Annotated in this window: 21 protein-coding genes and 1 riboswitch; of the genes, 11 read left to right on the forward strand and 10 right to left on the reverse strand. The window is 68.3% G+C overall.

Translation table 11 applies throughout. The features are described from left to right. The first annotated feature begins 184 nt into the window (after positions 1-184). From test1122_RS24545 to test1122_RS24555, 3 genes are all read left to right on the forward strand, one after another. Positions 185-1051: a peptidoglycan-binding protein gene (locus tag test1122_RS24545; protein ID WP_232271345.1), complete on the forward strand. Its 867-nt coding sequence runs from the start codon at positions 185-187 to the stop codon at positions 1049-1051. Between the two features lie 196 nt (positions 1052-1247). Then, on the forward strand, positions 1248-2768 hold the full coding sequence (putP, locus tag test1122_RS24550) for a sodium/proline symporter PutP (protein ID WP_232271346.1): 1521 nt from the start codon (positions 1248-1250) through the stop codon (positions 2766-2768). 97 nt (positions 2769-2865) lie between these two features. After that, positions 2866-4353 carry an FAD-dependent oxidoreductase gene (locus test1122_RS24555; protein WP_232271347.1) on the forward strand — a complete coding sequence of 496 codons (1488 nt, stop codon included), beginning with the start codon at positions 2866-2868 and terminating at the stop codon, positions 4351-4353. 29 nt (positions 4354-4382) lie between these two features. Here test1122_RS24555 and test1122_RS24560 read toward each other — a convergent pair whose 3' ends face one another. Further along, positions 4383-5249: a potassium channel family protein gene (locus tag test1122_RS24560; RefSeq protein WP_232271348.1), complete on the reverse strand. Its 867-nt coding sequence runs from the start codon at positions 5247-5249 to the stop codon at positions 4383-4385. Positions 5250-5410: 161 nt separating this feature from the next. On the opposite strand from test1122_RS24560, the gene test1122_RS24565 reads away from it, so the two are divergent. The 5 genes from test1122_RS24565 (at position 5411) to test1122_RS24585 (ending at position 8756) form a co-directional block, all read left to right on the forward strand. Next, positions 5411-5734, forward strand: a complete 324-nt coding sequence (locus test1122_RS24565; RefSeq protein WP_232271349.1) for a plasmid stabilization protein — start codon at positions 5411-5413, stop codon at positions 5732-5734. Then, on the forward strand, positions 5731-6411 hold the full coding sequence (locus test1122_RS24570) for an HAD family hydrolase (RefSeq protein WP_232271350.1): 681 nt from the start codon (positions 5731-5733) through the stop codon (positions 6409-6411). The genes test1122_RS24565 and test1122_RS24570 overlap by 4 nt, the downstream gene beginning before the upstream one ends. Before the next feature lie 27 nt (positions 6412-6438). Then, complete coding sequence (locus tag test1122_RS24575; RefSeq protein WP_232271351.1) at positions 6439-7134, forward strand: UdgX family uracil-DNA binding protein; 696 nt, start codon at positions 6439-6441, stop codon at positions 7132-7134. A gap of 148 nt (positions 7135-7282) precedes the next feature. Continuing rightward, positions 7283-8140 carry a class I SAM-dependent methyltransferase gene (locus tag test1122_RS24580; protein WP_232271352.1) on the forward strand — a complete coding sequence of 286 codons (858 nt, stop codon included), beginning with the start codon at positions 7283-7285 and terminating at the stop codon, positions 8138-8140. 202 nt (positions 8141-8342) lie between these two features. After that, on the forward strand, positions 8343-8756 hold the full coding sequence (locus test1122_RS24585; protein WP_232271353.1) for a DUF2795 domain-containing protein: 414 nt from the start codon (positions 8343-8345) through the stop codon (positions 8754-8756). Positions 8757-8765: 9 nt separating this feature from the next. On the opposite strand, the gene ligD (test1122_RS24590) is transcribed toward test1122_RS24585, so the two are convergent. The 7 genes from ligD (test1122_RS24590) to test1122_RS24620 form a co-directional block, all read right to left on the reverse strand. Next, positions 8766-9677, reverse strand: coding sequence for a non-homologous end-joining DNA ligase (gene ligD, locus test1122_RS24590; RefSeq protein WP_232271354.1), 912 nt, complete (start codon positions 9675-9677; stop codon positions 8766-8768). After that, positions 9674-10678: a non-homologous end-joining DNA ligase gene (gene ligD / locus test1122_RS24595; RefSeq protein ID WP_232271355.1), complete on the reverse strand. Its 1005-nt coding sequence runs from the start codon at positions 10676-10678 to the stop codon at positions 9674-9676. Before ligD (test1122_RS24595) ends, ligD (test1122_RS24590) begins: the two co-directional genes overlap by 4 nt. Before the next feature lie 5 nt (positions 10679-10683). Further along, a complete protein-coding gene (locus test1122_RS24600) occupies positions 10684-11235 on the reverse strand; it encodes a DNA polymerase ligase N-terminal domain-containing protein (protein WP_232271356.1) in 552 nt (183 codons plus the stop codon). Positions 11236-11399: 164 nt separating this feature from the next. After that, positions 11400-12176 carry a YqjF family protein gene (locus test1122_RS24605; RefSeq protein ID WP_422397093.1) on the reverse strand — a complete coding sequence of 259 codons (777 nt, stop codon included), beginning with the start codon at positions 12174-12176 and terminating at the stop codon, positions 11400-11402. 55 nt (positions 12177-12231) lie between these two features. Then, complete coding sequence (locus test1122_RS24610) at positions 12232-12846, reverse strand: MBL fold metallo-hydrolase (protein ID WP_232271358.1); 615 nt, start codon at positions 12844-12846, stop codon at positions 12232-12234. Further along, entirely contained in the window at positions 12843-13631 is a 789-nt protein-coding gene (locus test1122_RS24615) for an Fpg/Nei family DNA glycosylase (protein WP_232271359.1), read from the reverse strand. Before test1122_RS24615 ends, test1122_RS24610 begins: the two co-directional genes overlap by 4 nt. 86 nt (positions 13632-13717) lie before the next feature. Then, positions 13718-14467: a DUF429 domain-containing protein gene (locus test1122_RS24620; RefSeq protein ID WP_232271360.1), complete on the reverse strand. Its 750-nt coding sequence runs from the start codon at positions 14465-14467 to the stop codon at positions 13718-13720. Between the two features lie 567 nt (positions 14468-15034). Further along, positions 15035-15215: riboswitch (cyclic di-AMP (ydaO/yuaA leader) on the forward strand. A 2-nt stretch (positions 15216-15217) separates the two neighbouring features. Here test1122_RS24620 and test1122_RS26890 point away from each other — a divergent pair. After that, positions 15218-16207 (forward strand): transglycosylase family protein, encoded by a 990-nt coding sequence (locus tag test1122_RS26890; protein WP_422397050.1) that lies wholly within the window; start codon positions 15218-15220, stop codon positions 16205-16207. A gap of 70 nt (positions 16208-16277) precedes the next feature. Here test1122_RS26890 and test1122_RS24635 read toward each other — a convergent pair whose 3' ends face one another. Together test1122_RS24635 and test1122_RS24640 are read right to left on the reverse strand one after the other, a co-directional pair. Continuing rightward, positions 16278-16592, reverse strand: a complete 315-nt coding sequence (locus test1122_RS24635; RefSeq protein WP_232271361.1) for a DUF427 domain-containing protein — start codon at positions 16590-16592, stop codon at positions 16278-16280. 7 nt (positions 16593-16599) lie between these two features. Then, positions 16600-16947, reverse strand: coding sequence for an anti-sigma factor family protein (locus test1122_RS24640; protein WP_232271362.1), 348 nt, complete (start codon positions 16945-16947; stop codon positions 16600-16602). An 83-nt stretch (positions 16948-17030) separates the two neighbouring features. On the opposite strand from test1122_RS24640, the gene test1122_RS24645 reads away from it, so the two are divergent. Then, entirely contained in the window at positions 17031-17597 is a 567-nt protein-coding gene (locus tag test1122_RS24645; protein WP_232271363.1) for an RNA polymerase sigma factor, read from the forward strand. Then, the gene (locus test1122_RS24650; RefSeq protein WP_232271364.1) at positions 17594-17887 is read left to right on the forward strand and encodes an anti-sigma factor family protein; all 294 of its coding nucleotides are present in this window, start codon (positions 17594-17596) and stop codon (positions 17885-17887) included. Before test1122_RS24645 ends, test1122_RS24650 begins: the two co-directional genes overlap by 4 nt. Positions 17888-17900: the final 13 nt, after the last annotated feature.

Genomic DNA, 17900 nt, shown 5'->3' on the forward strand with positions numbered 1-17900 from the left:
CATCGGGTGCAACTTGTTGTTGTAACGGGGTATTGACTGAGACATGACATGAGAATGCGGTACCTGTTCAGTGCCCCGTAGCCGTCAGGTGGCCGGCCTTTCCGCGTGCCCCGACCGCATCCCGGAGTGCCAGTCCCCAGCCAGAGGACCCCCCACCCGTCTGCGAGACAAGGAGAACACCGCGATGGCTAAACCTCTGAGCGCCGACCGGCTGGTGAAGATGCTGCGGGACGAGGGCCTGAAGGTCCATGAGTACCGCAACTGGCGCAGACACAACCGCAATTCGAAGGGCCCCTGGTCGCCGGTGCACGGCGTGATGATCCACCACACCGTCACCAAGGGCACCGACAACTCCGTCAGGATTTGCTACGAAGGGTATGCCGGGTTGCCGGGGCCGCTGTGTCATGGCGTCATCGACAAGAAGGGTGAGGTCCACTTGGTCGGTCACGGCCGGGCCAACCACGCCGGACTTGGTGACGGGGACGTGCTGCGGGCCGTCATCAGGGAGACCGAGCTGCCGCCCGACCGGAAGACGGACACCGACGGCAACCGCCACTTCTACGGCTTCGAGTGCGTCAACCTCGGCGACGGCAAGGACCCCTGGCCGGCGGCTCAGCTGCTGGCGATAGAGAAGGCGTCGGCGGCGATCTGCCGCGCGCATGGCTGGGGCCAGCGGTCGGTGATCGGGCACAAGGAGTGGCAGCCCGGCAAGGTGGACCCCAGAGGCTTCACCATGGGGTCCATACGTGAGCGTGTCAGAAAGCGGCTGGGCGGCAGCACACCGCCGAAGAAGCCGGCCCCGAAGTACGAGCCGTTCCCCGGCGCGGCGTTCTTCCGGTCGGGGAGAAACAGCCCGGTCATTACCGCGATGGGCAAACGGCTGGTGGCGGAAGGCTGTGGGCGCTACACGGTAGGGCCGGGCCCGGTATGGACCGGCGTGGACCGCGAATCGTATGCGGCCTGGCAGCGCAAGCTGGGTTTTACCGGCGGAGACGCCGACGGTATCCCCGGAAAGGTCAGCTGGGACCGCCTCCGGGTGCCGAAATCCTGACCGTACATCCGCACAACGATCATTCGGCCTGGCGACGACCGGTCCGCCTTGGACATCGGTCCAACAAACACCGTCCGTCGTTGGGCGCATGTCCATCGTCGCCTCGTACCAGGCGCCATACACTCCGCGGAATGCCGGATCTGGAGACGGCATATCACGCGTGTGACCGGCAGCGCCTGCGCTAAGCGAGGAACGAATGATCGACCTTGATGTACCGATTCTCATCACCTTCGCGCTCTACTTCATCGCCATGATCGGAGTGGGCGTCTGGGTGTATCACCGCACCAAGAACTTCACCGACTTCGCCCTCGGCGGCCGGAAGCTGAACGCGCCGGTGGCGGCCCTCTCCGCGCAGGCCAGCGACATGTCCGGCTGGCTGCTGCTGGGCCTGCCCGGCGCTGTCTACGCCGCCGGGATCGGTGCGACCTGGATCGCGGTCGGTCTCGCGGCCGGCACCTACCTCAACTGGCTCTTCGTCGCGCCACGGCTGCGCACATACACCGAGCGGGCCGACAACGCCGTGAGCCTGTCGGCATATCTGGAAGAGCGGTTCGAGGACCGCAGCAGGAGGCTCCGGGCCCTCTCAGCGACCGTCATCGTCGTCTTCTTCACGGTCTACGTATCCAGCGGGCTCGTCGCTGGAGGTGTGCTGTTCGAGCAGGTCTTCAACGTCAACTTTGAGCTCGCGGTGAGCGTCGCTGTTCTGGTCATCGTCATCTACTCCTTCCTCGGCGGGTTTCTCGCCGTGAGCCTGACGGACGCGGTGCAGGGCACGCTGATGTTCCTGGCGCTGCTGGTGCTGCCCGTGCTGGGCCTGGGCCTGCTCGGGGGTTTCGGGGCGCTGCGCAATGAGCTCGACGACAGAACGCCGGCGCTGCTCGACATGGGAACCGAGGCCAGCTTCGCCGACGGCCGGTGGGCGGTTGGTGAGTCGCTGAGCGCTGTCGCGGTGATCTCCTTGCTCGCCTGGGGACTTGGGTACTTCGGGCAGCCGCACATCCTCGCCCGCTTCATGGGAATCCGCAGTGCGCGTCATATCCCGCTGGCCCGCCGTATCGGTGTGACCTGGGTGCTCGTGACGCTCGCCGGTGCCTCACTGGTCGGCCTGGTCGGAATCGCACTGCTCGACACGCCACTGAACAATCCGGAGACCGTCTTTATCGCCCTGACCCAGCAGCTGCTCAACCCCTGGATCGCGGGCATCCTGCTCGCGGCTGTGCTGGCAGCGGTCATGTCCACCGCCGACAGTCAGCTGATCGTGTCCTCGACCGCCCTCACTGAGGACTTCTACCGTGCGTTCCTCAACCGGCGGGCTTCGGACGCCACACTGGTGTGGGTCGGCCGCGGAACCGTGATCGTTGTGGCCGTGGTCGCCTATATGATCGCGCTCGGCGGGGGCGCCGTGCTCGACATCGTCGCCTACGCCTGGGCCGGATTCGGCGCTGCTTTTGGGCCGGTGGTGGTCCTGTCGCTCTTCTGGCCCCGTATGACGGGGGCCGGGGCGATGGCCGGCATTGTGACCGGCGCGCTCACCGTGGTGTTCTGGGAACGTATTGATCCGCTGCTCGGGCCGCTGCAGACCGGCGTGTACGAGATGGTGCCGGGCGTGCTCGCCGCCACCATCGCCACGCTGGTCTTCGGGAGGTTCGTCGGCCGCCCCCCGCAGCGCACCTGGACCGGCACGATGGAGGAGGCCACGGAGAAGGCGGCCGACTGACAGCGCTCCGCCGGATGGGTGTGCGAACCGTTATGTTCCGGCAGAGCGGGGAAGCTGATGCGTCATGGTTTCTCACGGTGCCGTGCGGTCGTATTGGATGGACTCCACGGAGAGCACCGCTCACCCGTCGCTCAGCCACGACCTGGAGGTCGATGCCGCCGTCATCGGTGGCGGCATCGCCGGGCTGAGCACTGCCTTTGAGCTCGCGCGGTCCGGGCGGAGCGTGGCTGTCCTGGAGGCGGACCGGATCGCAGCGGCGGTCACGGGCCACACCACCGCGAAACTGTCGGCGCTCCACGCGCTGACGTACTCGGCGGTGACGCGCCAGCATGGGCCGCGCGCGGCCCGGCTGCATGCCCGCGCCCAGCAGGAAGCGGTGAGCCATGTGGCGCACATGTGCACGGAGCTGGGGGTGGACGCGGAGCTCGAACGTGTTCCGGCCTTCGTCTATGTGGAATCGGAGCAGCGCACGGACGACATCAGGAGGGAAGCGGAAGCGGCCCGCGAGGCCGGGCTGGCCGCCGACTTCGTTACGGACACAGGGCTGCCCTTCCCGGTCGCGGGCGCGGTCCGGGTAGCGGACCAGGCACAGTTCCACCCGCGCAAATATCTGCTCGGCCTGGCTCACGACATACTGCGCCGGGGCGGCGCCATCTTTGAACGCACACGGGTGGTGGGGCTCTCCGAGGGCCGGCCGTGCCGGGTGACCACCGAGGACGGAGCCGAAGTCACAGCGCGGGACATCGTTGTGGCGACCCACTACCCGGTGTTCGACCGGGCGATGCTGTTCACCCGGCTGGAGCCGCGGCGGGAACTGGTCGTAGCGGGGCCGGTCCCGGCCGCGAGCGACCCGGCGGGCATGTTCATCACCCCGGAGCAGCACATCCGCTCCGTACGGACAGCGCCGCACACCGATGGCCAGCGGCTTCTGATCGTCACCGGCGAGTCCTTCACCCCGGGAACCGGCGGCGTCCAGGCCCGCTTCGGACGACTTGCCGCGTGGACCCGCGAGCGCTTTCCCGGCATGGAAATCACTCACCGCTGGGCCGCCCAGGACAACGACACCCCCGACTCCCTCCCTTACGTTGGTCCGCTGCACCCCGGCGCACGCCACACCTATGTGGCGACCGGCTTCGGCGGCTGGGGGATGAGCAACGGAGTGATGGCCGGCCGCCTCCTCGCCGCGCGGATCACCGGAGCGCAGCTGCCGCCCTGGGCCGGTATGTACGACCCCCGGCGTATTCCTCCACTGCGCAGCGGACCCGCTCTGCTGAAGTTCCAGGCCTCCGTAGCCGGACACTTCGTCGGTGACCGGCTGCGCGCGTCCCGTATCGACTCGGTGGCGGAGATCGCGCCCGGCTGCGGCGCCATTGTCCGTATCGGGGGCCGGACCTGCGCCGTACACCGCGATGAGTCCGGCAGCGTACGGGCGGTGTCCGCCCGGTGCACCCATCTGGGCTGCGTCGTCCAGTTCAACGATGCCGAAGTGACCTGGGACTGCCCCTGCCATGGCTCCCGGTTCGATGTTGACGGCCGGGTGCTGCAGGGGCCTGCCACCAGGCCCCTGCAGCGGCGCGATCTGTGATCGCGGCCCGCAACAGCCGCTGTCCTCCATCATGCACGGCCGCGATCGGCGGCATACGCGCTGAACACTTCCATCGGTGTGCCGCCGGTATGAAGGAAGTGCTGATCAAGGATGGCCGCGAGGTCGTCCAGCGCACCGGCGAGCATGGCCGCGGTCAGCCGCACATCCTCCCGCTGGCCCGTCTGCCAGTGCTGAGCGAGTTCGGCGGCGTAGCCAACGCTGGCCGCCAGAGCCGTGTCGTCCTCACCATCGTGGAAGTAGTAGGCCTCGGGGTACTGGCTGAAGTCGACACGCACGCGCGCCACATCCGTGCTCAGGCTTTCCAGCAACGAGGCCCCCGCGGCGCTGTCCAGCTGCCGCGGCGAGGGGTCGGCGCGGCGCAGCAGGGACAGCCGTAGTGCCAGGGTCCTGCGGCGCATGAGTGCTGGGTAGATCTCGAGAACCCAGGAGACGACGGCCGACAGCAGGACAAAGCCCACCAGGGCCTGCACCGGTGCCGCGACCCGGAGCCAGCCTTCGGTCGGTGCGATGTCCCCGAGCCCAAGGGTGCCCATCATGACGATCGACACGTAGAAGGAGTCCAGCACATTCGACCGTTCCTCCGGTGTCAGGCCGGGATTGAAGACGAAACCTTCCGGCATATGGGGCCAGTAGATGAGGGCCCAGCCCACGATGATGGTGGCCGCCCACATGGTGACCACCAGCACCATGGCAAGCGGCCCCGCCAGCCCCGCCGCACGTCCGCGGGTGCGGAGGCGATGGGAAACCCTCCACAGCGCCCTCATGACGAGCCGGCTCTGCCCGCCCCGGCGGGTCGGATGCCAGAGCGTATGGAACAGGTCGCGTAGGGCGGTCAGGACCAGCCCGACTCCGACCAGCGAGACCAACCAGTCCATGCGTGTCTCCCAGCACGACGCTGTTCCGTGGAGTGGCGCGGTGTCAGACCTAGGTGGACGATCTTATTCCGGATGCCCGCGTGGTCCGATCCAAGATGGGGTATCCGTATTGTGTAATTCATATCCATATCAGCCCTATGCCGGTTAAGGAGAACGGTCATATGCCTCGTGGATCCTCATCGAAACGGGAACGGCAGTACGAGCACATCAAGGAGGGCGCTGAAGAACGCGGCGAAAGCAAGAAGCGTGCCAAGGAGATCGCCTCACGGACGGTCAACAAGGAACGCGCCCGGTCAGGGGAGAGCCGCCGGGCGAGCCGCAGCTCGACCGAGGACATGTCTGCCAGCAAGAGGGGCGGTAAGCGCTCGCGCAGCGGGGCAGGCGGGCCGACCTACGACCAGCTCTACGCGGACGCTCAGCGCCGCAACATCAAGGGGCGCTCCTCCATGAACAAGGATGAGCTCGCCAAAGCACTGGGCCGATGACACGAAGCAGGCGACGAGGCGCGCTGTTCGATGTGGACGGCACGCTGGTCGACAACACGTATCTGCACACCGTCACTTGGTGGGAGGCCTTCCGGCAGTCCGGCCACACCGTTCCCATGGCGCGTGTGCACCGGGCTATCGGCATGGGATCCGACCAGCTGCTCGACCATCTGCTCGGTGAAGACCGCGACCGCGACGCCGACGACGCCATCAACGCCGCGCATGCCGGCCTCTACGCGGCGTACTGGCCGCGGCTGTCGCCGCTGAAGGGCGCGGCCGAACTGCTCCGGGCCTGCGCCGAGCGCGGCTGGACGGTCGTGCTGGCCAGTTCCGCGAGCAGCTCGGAGCTGACCGCCATGCGGCTGGTCATCGACGCCGAGGACGCCATTGCCGAGGTCATGGCAGCGGATGATGTCGATGCCAGCAAGCCCGCCCCCGATCTGGTCAACCAGGCGCTGGAACGCAGCGGAGCCCTGCCCGGCGACGCGGTTTTCGTCGGCGACACGGTCTGGGATGTGCAGGCCTGTGGCAGGGCCGGGGTGCCCTGCCTGGCCGTCCTGACCGGTGGGTACTCACGGGGTGAGCTCCATGAGGCGGGGGCGCGGGAAGTGTACCGGGGGCCCGACGAAATCCTCGCCCGGCTGGACAGCAGCCTGCTGGGCGACCGGGCCAGCTGACGTATCCGTATCCAGAGGCCGGAATCGATGCACGGAACCGAGAAGCGCGGCCCCGAGGCCTACGACGCCGGGCCGTTCGTCCCCGAGGGCGCTGATCTGGACGCGCTGCGGCGTGCCGCCGCCGACTGTCAGGGCTGCCCGCTGTTCCGCGAGGCAACGCAGACCGTATTCAGTTCGGGAGACGCCTCCGCGCGTGTCGTGCTGATCGGTGAGCAGCCGGGCGACCAGGAGGACCGGCGTGGGCAGCCGTTCGTGGGGCCTGCGGGGCGGGTGCTGATGCACGCGGTCGACGAGGCGGGGATCGACCCCACGCAGACGTATGTGACGAACGCGGTCAAGCACTTCAAGTTCGTCCGGATGGAGGAACGGGGCAAGCGGCGCATTCACAAGCCGCCGAGCCTGCGTGAGATGACCGCGTGCAAGCCGTGGCTCACGGCGGAGCTCAACCTGATCGACCCTGAGGTGGTCGTAGCGCTGGGTGCGACCGCAGGCAAGGCGCTGCTCGGCTCATCGTTCCGGGTGACCAAGCAACGCGGCGTTCTGCTGCCGATGCCTGACTGGGGCGGTGGTTCCCAGGCAGCGAACGGGTCATCGAATGGTGGGGCAGGCCTGGTGGCGACCATTCATCCCTCAGCCGTGCTCCGGGCCGATGACCGTGACCGTGATGCCGTCTATGCGGGCCTCGTGGCCGATCTGCGTATTGCCGCCGAGGCGTTGCGGTGACCGCTGTGGCCTCGCCTGTTGTGTAGTGCCACCGCCTGGCCACTAGCGTGGCGACCGCTACCGAGTGCCTCAACGCCTTGGAAGGTCCGCCATGTCCTTTCGCACGTCTCGGCCCGTCAAGCGCACACTCAATCCCCTCATTACGGCAGTGGACCGGAGAATCAAGCGGCTCGCCGGGTCCGAGATCGCCGCACTGCGGGAGGAACTGGAGCAGACCCGGCAGCAGCTCAACGACCTACGGGTCGGCAACTACGCCGTCGAGCTGCTGCTCGGCCGCACCGGGCGGGGCAGCCACCGGATGCCCACCAAGGGGCAGATGAAGACCCTGACGGATGAAGTGCGTGAGGTGACCGATGTCGCCACAGCCGAGCGTCAGGTCCATCAGGCATACCGCACCTTGGTCGTACTGGAGGCACTGGGCGCGGGCCGGGTGGCCGGCGGCACGATGAATGTGGTCGGCAAGCTGTCCACCATCACGCTGCTGAAGCCGCCCAACGATGAGGTGCTGGAGATCGGCACCTTGCATGGCCTGTTCGCCGCCGCACTGGCACGACAGCTGATCAGCGACGGTCGCACCCCCAGCCTGACCATCGTGGATCCACTGGCCGACGTCCAGCTTCAACCCGGCCATGTTGTCGCCGCCGACCCCTCGGGCACCCCCGTCGCTGAGCAGGTGGTGCGCGCCAATCTGACGCTCTCCGGCCTGGCTCAGGACAGGCTGCGGCTGCGGCGCGGCTTTTCGGACGCCCCGGAGGTCCGTTCCACGGTCTCGGACCGCCAGTACGGGGTCATCATCGTCGACGGCGATCACTCCGAGGAGGGCGTGCGCCAGGACCTCGAGTGGGCCGAGACGATCGCAGCCAGCGGCGGAATCGTGGTCCTGGACGACTACACCGACCGGAACTGGCCGGGCGTGGCGGCTGCGGCAGAGAAACACCTGGCAGGTGACACCCGCTTCACCTACATCGGCCGGACCGCCACCACTGGCTTTCTCCGAGTGCGCTGACCCGAGGACTGAACTCCGGGCAGCGCCCCGGACAGCCTCCTGCGCGCGGGAGGGCCTGCTGACCACCCACTGACCGCGCACACTCACCGCACGCAAGAGCCCTCTCGTCACGGAGGTGACGAGTGGTGCGTCGTTTCGCGCGAGGGTGCAGGGGTACCCCGGGTGCGCAGCCGACTTCGTCTCGACCCGGTGAGGAGTAAGCATGACCACGCATGGGAGGGACAAGACAGGTCCGTTCCGCGACGACGAGGCCAAGCGACGCACCGAAGGTGAGGTCAGGGCCAACCGGGCGATCCGCGCGGAGGAAGAACGGGAACCCGAGCCCTCGGGCGAGGACCAACCCGATGTCGACCGGGCACCGGGCACCACTCTTCATGGGGGCACCCCACCCGGCATGACCGCGGAAGACGTGGAAATACGCACCGAGCTGGCCCAGCACCTCGGCCGCAGCATCTATCCGGCCAGGCGCGATACGGTGCTGGACACCCTGCGCCGTAACCACGCCCCTGACCGTCTGCTGGACCTTGTCGCGGATCTTCCCGAGGAACAGGAGTACGCCAACGTTCAGGACATCGTCCGGGCCCTCGGCCTGGGAGTCGAAGACCACCGCACCTGACGCCGCCGGTCAGCCGTCCTGGTCGCTGAGGAGGGCATCAAGGCGCTGCCTGGGTTCGGCCAGCGGCCGGGCGGACCGCGGCATCTCCTTCCAGGGGTCTTCCTTCTGCCCCAGGCGACGCAACACATTGCCGATGGTGTAGTCCCGGGGACCAGTCCCGAGCTCGTCCCAGCCCAGCGGGGTGGCGACCGGTGCCCCTGGCCGGGCCCGTACCGCGTACGGCGGCACGGAGGTCTGCCCATAGGCATTCCGCAGATAGTCGATCAGCAGCCGGTCCCCTCGCTGGTCCTTGCGCTGCTCCACGGTGAACGACTCCGGGTCGCGGGCCACCACCGCTTCAGCGATACCCCGGGCGATGTCCCGTACCGCGTCGAAGTCCTCTTCCGCGTCGAGGGGGACCCACACGTGGTACCCCCGGGAACCGCTGGTCATGACGTAGGAGGCCAGCCCCAGCTCCTTGAGCACGTCCCGGATGGCCTGGGCTGCGTCCCTGACCACCCCCAGGTCGTCGGAGGTGGGGTCGAGGTCGAAGATCATCCGGTCGGGCCGGTTGAGGTGGTCGGTGGTGGACAGCCACACATGAGGGGTGACGCAGGCCTGATCTGTGAGATAGGCAAGGTCTGCCGCGCGGCGGATCACCGCGTGGTGCACCACGCCGTTGCCTCGCTGCACGGACACGCGAGCGCGTTCAATCCAGTCGGGGAAGTGATCGGGCACTTCCTTCTGGTAGAAGCTCTTTCCCTCGATACCGTCGGGATAGCGCTTCATCGAGACCGGGCGGCCCTCGAGGTACGGGAGTATCGTTTCGGCGACCTTGGCGTAGTACTCGACCAGTTCGCCCTTGGAGATCCCGGCCTCGGGGAAGAAGATCTTATCGGCGTTACCGACCTCGATCTCGTACTCACCGAATGAGAGCTTCACGAGGGCACCTCCCGGACTACCTCTCTTGGATCCTTGTCGCGGCGCAACCCGAGGTACCGGGGGTGCCGGAGCTTGCCGTCCTCGGTCCACTCGGTGAACCCGAACTCACCGACCAGCTCAGGAGCGACCCAATGCACCCTCTTCTCCCGGATCTCCCCGCTGTTGGCGAACGGTGATGTCTTCCGTTCCAGCGGTTCCAGCCGCTCGCCCAGGGACTGGAGCGTGTACTGGCTGTACCCGGTCCCCACCTTCCCCGCGTACATCAAGTCCCTGCCCCGGTAGTAGCCGACCAGCAGGGCACCGAAACGTTCTCGCTGGCCCTGGGGCTCGGTGTAGCCGCCGATCACCAGCTCCTGCTGGTTCACACACTTGAACTTCAGCCAGTCCCGGGACCGCGCCTGCTTATAGCGGGCAGCGGCGCGTTTGGCGATCAGGCCCTCCCAGCGCTTCTGGCACGCTTCCTTCAGGTATTCCTCTCCTTTCTCATTGCGGTGCGGGAGATACCGCAGTGGGTCCTCGAAGGAAAAGGCTCTGCGCAGCAGCCGTTTCCGGTCGCGGAGGGCCAGTGCTGTGGTGTCGTACCCGTCAAGGTGCACAAGATCCAGCAGATAGTAGAAAACCTCAATCCCCGTTGCCCGGGCCCGTACCGGGTTGGTGATCTGCATCCGCCCCTGCAGGCGTGCGAAGCTTGTACGGCGGCCCTCGAAGGCCACGATCTCGCCGTCGGCGATGAAGTCGTCCGTGTCAAGGGAGCCAAGAGCCTCGACCACCTCCGGGTAGGTGGCGCTGAGTTCATTCCGGTTACGGGACACCAGCCGGACCGTGCCGCCCTTGCGGAAGGCCAGGGCCCGCTGTCCGTCGAGCTTACGTTCGTAAATCCAGCCCGGGTCTGAGAAGTACACATCGGTGAGTGTGGCGAGTATCGGGGAGATCCAGCGGGGCTGCTCCTGTGGCCGTAGCCGCTCGCTCGCCTCGGCGCCGAGAATATCGAGGGCGCTCATAGGTCTTACTCCTCAGAGAAGTCGTCTTCCTGTGTGCTCACGGGATTCCTCCGGCGGTCCGCCTCCTCGTCATCCACCTTGATCAGCAGCCACCGCCCGTCTGATCCACGGCCGATCCGCTGGAGCACATATCCGCCGGTCAGCTTCTCGCCGTTGAGCCAGACCTTCACATGGCCATCCTCGATCTGCCGTGCGACCGGCACCGGCTTCCCGCTCTCCTCCACCAGATTCCGGTACGTTCCGGTATCCCACACCAGCACCGTTCCGGCTCCGTACTCTCCCTCGGGGATCACGCCCTCGAAGTCCGCGTAGTCGAGCGGGTGGTCTTCGGTCGGCTGCGCCAGCCGCTTCTCCTGTGGGTCAGTCGAAGGCCCCTTCGGTACCGCCCACGACTTGAGGACGCCATCGGTTTCGAGCCGGAAGTCATAGTGCAGGGTGGAGGCACTGTGCTTTTGGATCACGAAACGCGGCTCGCCCCGCGACGCCCGCTGCTCGGCCTTGGGCTCGCCGGACCTGCGGACGTTCCGCTTGCGCTCATAGTCCTGCAGCGAGCTCACCCGAGCTCCTCTCCCTGTGCGGCATGTGCGGTGAGCGTGGTCCCGCCCGCCCCCAGCATGACCGCGCCGTACCGACGCGGCACCTGCCGACACCTCCGCGTTCACACCTCAGACCAGCGTCCACCCCCACATGGCCGCATGGCTCACGGATATCGCCTGGCCGCTCAGGGGGTCGGGATGCCGCCGGGGCGGGCGGGCCGCCCGAATGTGACGGGGACGCCGGGCGAGTACAGCACGCTCACGGGCTCTCCGACGGGCTGCGGCAGCCCTGCCGCCGGGATGAGGTTCCCGCCGCACTCAAGCAGCTCGGCTCGGTGCAGCGGCCATCGCGGGTGAGTGTTGGGCAGGTAGGCGGACCGTCCGAAGAACGCGTTGTGCATGCCCCAGCGGGCGGTGAGGAAGTGTTCCAGCTCGGTAGGGTCCTGCACACGCTCGACGACGCGTATCGCGAGCCGGCTGTGTGTGCCACGTGGCCCGGGCCAGCGCCGTGCGCTGGTATAGGTGATGGTGTCGCCGTGATGGTGAATGGCCATCCGGGACCACAGGTACGGCAGCCGGAAGACCGCCCGTGCGCAGGCCACCGGGATCAGGCGTGAGGCATCGAGTGAGCGGAAGACCACGCCGCGCCGTCCGTGCGCGTCCACCGAATAGAGCCGGACATTGGTCTCGGGGAAGGTCCCCAGCCAGGGCATGCCAGGGAGGCGGAACCAGCCGACCCGGTGCATCTGGAAGGCGACCAGGCCCACGTAGGTCACGCCGTCGAGCGTGTCCGGACGGACCCCTGGCGGCAGCAGGGGCGTCACCTGCGACGGGTCGACCGGCCAGTGGAGGAAGGCCAGGTCGAGCCAGGACTGGGTGAGCAGGGGGCTGGCCGTGCCGTGGGGCGGGTCGGGGGTGATGGCCTCCGGCGCGAGGGGGGTGAGAGACACGCCTTCCAGCATCGCAGGTCCCCCGGGCGGCGGGATCGCCAGCCAGATCCTTCTCATGACCCGGAGGTCACCGGGAGCCGCGGAGCTCGTAGGTGCGGCGTTCCGTACCCCACTCCCCGGCCGGAGGGCGCAGACCGGCGTCCATCGCCCTGATCGCCGGTCGGCCGATGTGCGCGAACACCAGACGCCGTACGCCGTGGCGTACGGCCGCCTCGGCGGTCTGCTGGACGCTCGCATGGCCGCCCACACCCCCGCGGAAGCGGATCGGGCGGTCCCAGCCCGCGGCGTCGGCGAACATCAGGTCGGCGTCGGCGGCCCAGTCCGGGAACTCCCAGAACTCCGGCGCCCACACCGCCACCGCGTCACCCGCCCGGATGCGGTAGCCGCACGTCGGATGGGAGGTGTGCGCGACCGGGCACGGCTCGACCCGCAGGTCACCGCTCTCGTACCCGGCCATGGCCGGTTCCGTGTCGTGCTCCCCGGCCAGGCGACGCAGGGCCGTACGCAGCTCGCTGTGCTCATCGGTCACCAGCCAGGCGTCCAGCCGTCCCCCGGGAACCGCGCCGGGGCCGCCGTCGAAGGCGACACGGCGCCCGCCGTGCCGGAGCAGGAGACCCGCCGGGGCGAAACGGGGCGAGTTCATCGCCCCCATGCCGAGGAGGGTGAGCCGTACGAGGCTCATGAACCGTCCGGCTGGCACCCCGGGCACCAGACGGTGCTGCGCCCGCCCATACGCTCACGGTGCAGCGCCCCGCCGCAGCGCGGGCAGACGGGGTCGGTGTCGTCCCGGTGGCCGGTGAGCCAGGATTTGCGCGGAGGGACGCATCCGGTGGGCACCGCCGAGCGCAGGGTGCGGCGCATCTCGGTGTGCAGCCGTCGGCACTCGTCGTCGGTGAGGTCATTGGCCCGGCGGCCGGGATGCAGCCGGGCGCGCCACAGGATCTCGTCGGCGAGCAGATTGCCCAGCCCGGCCAGCACGGACTGGTCGGTCAGAGCCGACTTGATACGGCTGCGCCGCCCGGACAGCAGCTCAGCGAACTCGGCGCGGCCCACCGCCATCGCGTCAGGGCCCTGCCGGTCCAGCACCCGCGCGACATCGGCGTCGGCGTCCTCGGCGAGCCAGATGCCCCGCAGCTTGCGCTGATCGCGGTAGCGCAGGTGATGATGGCCGACGGTGAAGACGACGCGGTCGTGCGGGTCGGGCGGGTCCGTCTCGCGGCAGCAGACCAGCTCCCCGGTCATGCCGAAGTGCAGCAGCACGGTGGGCCCGTCGGTACGGGCGAGCAGCCACTTTCCATGCCGTTCCGGCTCGGTGAACCGGCGGCCTTCCACATCGCGCTTCAGCCGCCGGGCGCTCACTCCGTGCAGGACCCCCGTGTCGTTCACCTGCACCCGCTTGATCCGTTCGCCCTGTGCGCAGGAGGCGAGCACCTCCCGGAAACCCTCGACATCGGGCAGCTCAGGCATGCCATCACCCCGCCGGTCTTCGTATGTGTCCCCCGCGATGGGCCACACCTCCACGGTCGCACCGCGGATGGATCACCACCAGGCGACTACGACCAGATGGCGATGGGCAGGCCGCTCGCTGTGAGCTCGGGCGGGTCGGGCAGGCGCTCGGCCACCTGCCGGGCGACCCGGTGGGCGCTCCAGGCGGCCGCCGCCGCGTCCAATACGTCGTCGGGCGGCACGCGCCCGGCGTCGCCGAGGTCATCGGGCAGGACTACGCCGTGGGCCCGCAGCAGCCGGCGGCGGGTCAGCTGCCCGTTCCAGCTCTTCTTGGTCCCGGCCACGGGGAGGCCACCAGCCATCGTGGCAAACGAGATCTCCGGGTGCACCTCGTGCAGCCGCTCGTCCCCCGAGTCCCGGCGGTGATTGGCCTCGCGCAGCTTCTTGACCAGTCCCCACGTCTGGCGGCTCAGTCCCGAGCCGATGACCGTCCGGCAGCGCTGGTTGGCGGCGGTGTAGTCGTCTTCCTCCCACACCTGCCGTGGCGGCACCGGGAAGACCCGCGCCCGGTGCCGTCCCAGACGCGCGGCCGCCAGCCGGTCGGCCTGCCGCCACCGGGAGTCCAGCAGCCCGAGCGGAATATCGATCCCCACGGTCACGGCCTGCGGCACCTGCTCCAGCAGCCCGTCCAGGGAGGGCGCCGCGTGCGCTGCGGCGAACCGCCCATCGTGCAGCACCACGCCGACCCAGCCCGTCGGGCAGGCGTCGACCCCCACCACCTCCGTACGAGCACGGCTCACCGGCGGAGACCCTCCAACAAGGTCACGCTGGCGAGCAGCGTCAGCTACGCCGGTCATGCGACGACCGTAGCTCAGCCTCCGCCGACGACCTCCGCTGGCGATGAGTGTGGGGCACTTCGGCACTGGAGCCCGGAATGTCCATGTCTGGCGGTTCAGTCCAGAGTCGACGGCCCGGCGGACACCCGAAAAGGTTCTTTCGGTGCCCGAAAAGGGCAATCCGCCACGGATGCCAGGTAAGTGAACCAAAACTTCTTCCACCTGACGGGAAATCAGCGGGCATGGTGGTTGGAATAGGGTGATATGGGGATTCCTTCAAGGTGAGTATGGCGGGCGTCACACCCCCAGGCTCCGGTGTAATTGCACCGGAGATCCATTCTTTATCGCGTCATCAAGTCTCGTACCCCGCCTGCCTTTTAAGTAAGCACACCGGCTTCGCCCTCTCACGCTCAGAAAAGGATCCACCGCATACGGTGGTGAAATTGCCCCGCCCAGTGCGGGAACGGGAATAGTGCGTCTCCCGGACTCTTGTCTCCGCTACGTTGTTACGTTTAGCGTTCCTCCCGCCACCGCATCTCATGCGGAGGTCCTACCGCCGGGAACGCCGAATCCTGCCGCCCGGCCGGGGGAAACACATCACTCAAGGGCGGCAGGAGCGGGGGAACCAGGTAAGTGCCGTGCCGCGTACCTATAGCGGCCCGGCTTGGGGTGAAGCCACGCCTCATCGTGCTCCGGCGCGCTGAGAAATGGCCGGGCATCTCCTGTCCGAATCCGACAGCTCACCTCGTAGGCGTAGGAGAGGACACACCTATGTCTCGCGGTCGTCATCGCCGTCAGCGCAAGCCCCTGATTTCCCGTCATGTCTCCCGCGTTTCTCTCGCCCTGACCGCCGGTGGTGCGGGTATAGCCCTTCCGCTGGCCACGGCGGGCAGCGCGAGTGCCGCCCCCGTCTCCGTCTGGGACAAGGTCGCCGAGTGCCAAAGCGACGGCAACTGGTCCAGCAACACCGGTAATGGTTCTTACGGTGGGCTGGAATTCCTGCAGTCCAGCTGGGAAATGGTGGGCGGTACCGAGTACGCTCCGCGCGCTGACCAGGCCACCAAGGACCAGCAGATCGCCGCTGCCGAGAAGCTGCTCGCCGCCCAGGGCCCGGACGCCTGGCCGGTCTGCGGTCCCGGCGCCGGCCTTGCCCAGAACAGCGGCGCCCCCGACATCAGCCCTGACGCCGAAGCAGAGCCCGGGCAGGAGTCCGGTGACGCGGACCGCTATACCGTCGCCAGCGGCGACACCCTGTACGGCATCGCCACCGCCCATGACATCGAGGGCGGCTGGTCGACGGTCTACGAGGCCAACCGGGAAACCGTCGGTGACGACCCGGACCTGATCTTCCCGGGCCAGCAGCTCACCCTCGCCGAGGGCCAGGCCAAGAGCGAGGAGCGCGGCAGCCGCACCGCCGAGCGGGCCGCGCCCAAGGCCTACCCGAACAACTTGGACGGCTGGATCCACGAAGCCCTCGACATCATGAAGGCCAAGGGCATTCCCGGCACGTATCAGGGCATCCACCGCAACATCATCCGGGAGTCCAGCGGCAACCCGAACGCCATCAACAACTGGGACATCAACGCCCGCAACGGAGTGCCCTCCATCGGCCTGCTCCAGGTCATCAAGCCGACCTTCGACGCCTACCACGTCGAGGGCACCAAGCACAGCCAGTGGGACCCGGTCGCCAACATCGTCGCCGCCTGCAACTACGCGGCCGACCGCTACGGCTCGATCGACAACGTCAACGGTCCGTACTGAGCCGCTGCGTGCCGCGCCCCTGGGTGAGAGGGAGGCCGTTCGGACAGCAGTCCTCCTTCTCCTCCAGGGGTCACCGGTGCTTTGCCGGTTTCTTCTCCCGGGTGCCCTCAATGGTCACGCCGCCGCCGAAGGCGACATGGTCCTTGATCCGGCGGGCCAGCGGGCTGGGGTGCGGGTAGTACCAGGCGGCGTCGGGGCTCACGTCCCCCGCGACCCGCAGGGTGTAGTAACGGGCCTTCCCCTTCCATATGCACAGCGATGTGGTGGGGCTGTCGGTGAAGTACTCGCGGTTCAGCGACTCGGGCGGGAAGTAGTGGTTGCCCTCCACCACCCTGGTCCGAGGGGTCTCGGCGACGACCACGCCGTTCCAGATGGCGCGCATCATGGTGCGTTCACTCCTGTTGGTTCTGTTGGTTCCGCTGGATCTGCTGGTATCGGCCCGATGGTGCGAACCCGGCGGGTGCTGCCAGGCGGCTGGCGAACCGGCGCAGCCGGACGGATGCCAGTGAGGCGGGGGCACGCTGGGGGCCGTTGCGCAGGGAAGTCTTGATCAGGCGCAGCGATTCGGCGTCGCCGCTGCAGCTCCAGCAGCGGCCCAGATGGGCGGCCACCCGGGCACGGTGGACGCCGGTGAGCTCACCGTCCACGTACGCCGCGACATCGCCGCGCAGCCGCAGATGGCGGATCTTCTCCCGGCACGCGGCCCAGGAGCGCAGCTGCGGAGTGACCGACCTTGTCATATAGCGGAAACCCGTACAGCGGTGCGGAGCATTCCAGGGAATGCCTCGCCGGGCTCCCGGGTTTCCGTTGCGTGGAAGAAACAGTGGCGGGTCCGCCCCCGAACCCCGACCTGGATCGGCAACGCGCTTTCGCCCAGTATGTCCTGCCCGAGGTGGAGGTGCTGTTGCGCGTGGCGATGACGCTGACCGCCCAGCCCGCCGACGCCGAGGACCTGGTGCAGGACACCCTGCTGCGGGCCTACAAGGCGGTCGACCGGTTCGACGGCCGGCATCCGCGCGCCTGGTTGCTGACGATCATGCGGCGGGCCGAGGTCAACCGGCACCGCCGCCGTCGGCCCCACCTCCTGGACGACCCCGACGCTGACCTGGACCGGCTCGCCTCGGCCCCGTCCGGTCCGGAGGCCACGCCGGAGGAGGTCGTCGTGGGCGAGGCCTTCGATGAGGTGGTGGCTTCGGCCTTCGCCGCGCTGCCGGTCAAGCACCAGCAGGTGGTGCAGCTCGTCGACATCGACGGCCTCAGCTACGGGGAGGCCGCACGGCTGCTGGACGTACCGGAGGGGACCGTGATGAGTCGATTGCACCGGGCGCGCAAACGTATACGAGCCCGGTTGGCAGCGGCCGGGATGGCGCCGAAGCGAGGTGTGATGTGAGCGGCTGGCTGCGGCGGCGGAGCGCTGAAGACCGCCGGATGAACTGTGTGCGGGTGGCGCGCGTGCTCCAGTCCTATCTGGACGGCGAGACCGATGACCTCACCGCACGCCGGGTGGCGGCCCACCTCGAGGACTGCCGCCGATGCGGCCTTGAGGCGGCTACGTACCGGGAGATCAAGAACGCCCTGGCCCGGCGTACGGAGCCGGACACAGCGGCTGTGGAGCGCCTGCGCGGCTTCGGCACGTCCCTGCTGCGGGGTGCGGAAGGCCCGGACGGAGAAGGGACCTAGCCGGGCCGCCGAC

The sequence above is a fragment of the Streptomyces gobiensis genome (assembly GCF_021216675.1).
Classification (GTDB): Bacteria; Actinomycetota; Actinomycetes; order Streptomycetales; family Streptomycetaceae; genus Streptomyces; species Streptomyces gobiensis.

Excerpts from the sequence above, each read along its gene's own strand:
- test1122_RS24545 (WP_232271345.1), top strand. The coding sequence starts at position 185 with ATGGCTAAACCTCTGAGCGCCGACCGGCTGGTGAAGATGCTGCGGGAC.
- test1122_RS24555 (WP_232271347.1), top strand. The coding sequence starts at position 2,866 with ATGGACTCCACGGAGAGCACCGCTCACCCGTCGCTCAGCCACGACCTG.
- test1122_RS24640 (WP_232271362.1), bottom strand. The coding sequence starts at position 16,947 with ATGACAAGGTCGGTCACTCCGCAGCTGCGCTCCTGGGCCGCGTGCCGG.
- test1122_RS24610 (WP_232271358.1), bottom strand. The coding sequence starts at position 12,846 with ATGAGCCTCGTACGGCTCACCCTCCTCGGCATGGGGGCGATGAACTCG.
- putP (WP_232271346.1), top strand. The coding sequence starts at position 1,248 with ATGATCGACCTTGATGTACCGATTCTCATCACCTTCGCGCTCTACTTC.
- test1122_RS24575 (WP_232271351.1), top strand. The coding sequence starts at position 6,439 with ATGCACGGAACCGAGAAGCGCGGCCCCGAGGCCTACGACGCCGGGCCG.
- ligD (WP_232271355.1), bottom strand. The coding sequence starts at position 10,678 with ATGAGCGCCCTCGATATTCTCGGCGCCGAGGCGAGCGAGCGGCTACGG.
- test1122_RS24620 (WP_232271360.1), bottom strand. The coding sequence starts at position 14,467 with ATGACCGGCGTAGCTGACGCTGCTCGCCAGCGTGACCTTGTTGGAGGG.
- test1122_RS24615 (WP_232271359.1), bottom strand. The coding sequence starts at position 13,631 with ATGCCTGAGCTGCCCGATGTCGAGGGTTTCCGGGAGGTGCTCGCCTCC.
- test1122_RS24605 (WP_422397093.1), bottom strand. The coding sequence starts at position 12,176 with ATGCTGGAAGGCGTGTCTCTCACCCCCCTCGCGCCGGAGGCCATCACC.
- test1122_RS24565 (WP_232271349.1), top strand. The coding sequence starts at position 5,411 with ATGCCTCGTGGATCCTCATCGAAACGGGAACGGCAGTACGAGCACATC.
- test1122_RS24570 (WP_232271350.1), top strand. The coding sequence starts at position 5,731 with ATGACACGAAGCAGGCGACGAGGCGCGCTGTTCGATGTGGACGGCACG.
- test1122_RS26890 (WP_422397050.1), top strand. The coding sequence starts at position 15,218 with ATGTCTCGCGGTCGTCATCGCCGTCAGCGCAAGCCCCTGATTTCCCGT.
- test1122_RS24560 (WP_232271348.1), bottom strand. The coding sequence starts at position 5,249 with ATGGACTGGTTGGTCTCGCTGGTCGGAGTCGGGCTGGTCCTGACCGCC.
- test1122_RS24635 (WP_232271361.1), bottom strand. The coding sequence starts at position 16,592 with ATGATGCGCGCCATCTGGAACGGCGTGGTCGTCGCCGAGACCCCTCGG.
- test1122_RS24585 (WP_232271353.1), top strand. The coding sequence starts at position 8,343 with ATGACCACGCATGGGAGGGACAAGACAGGTCCGTTCCGCGACGACGAG.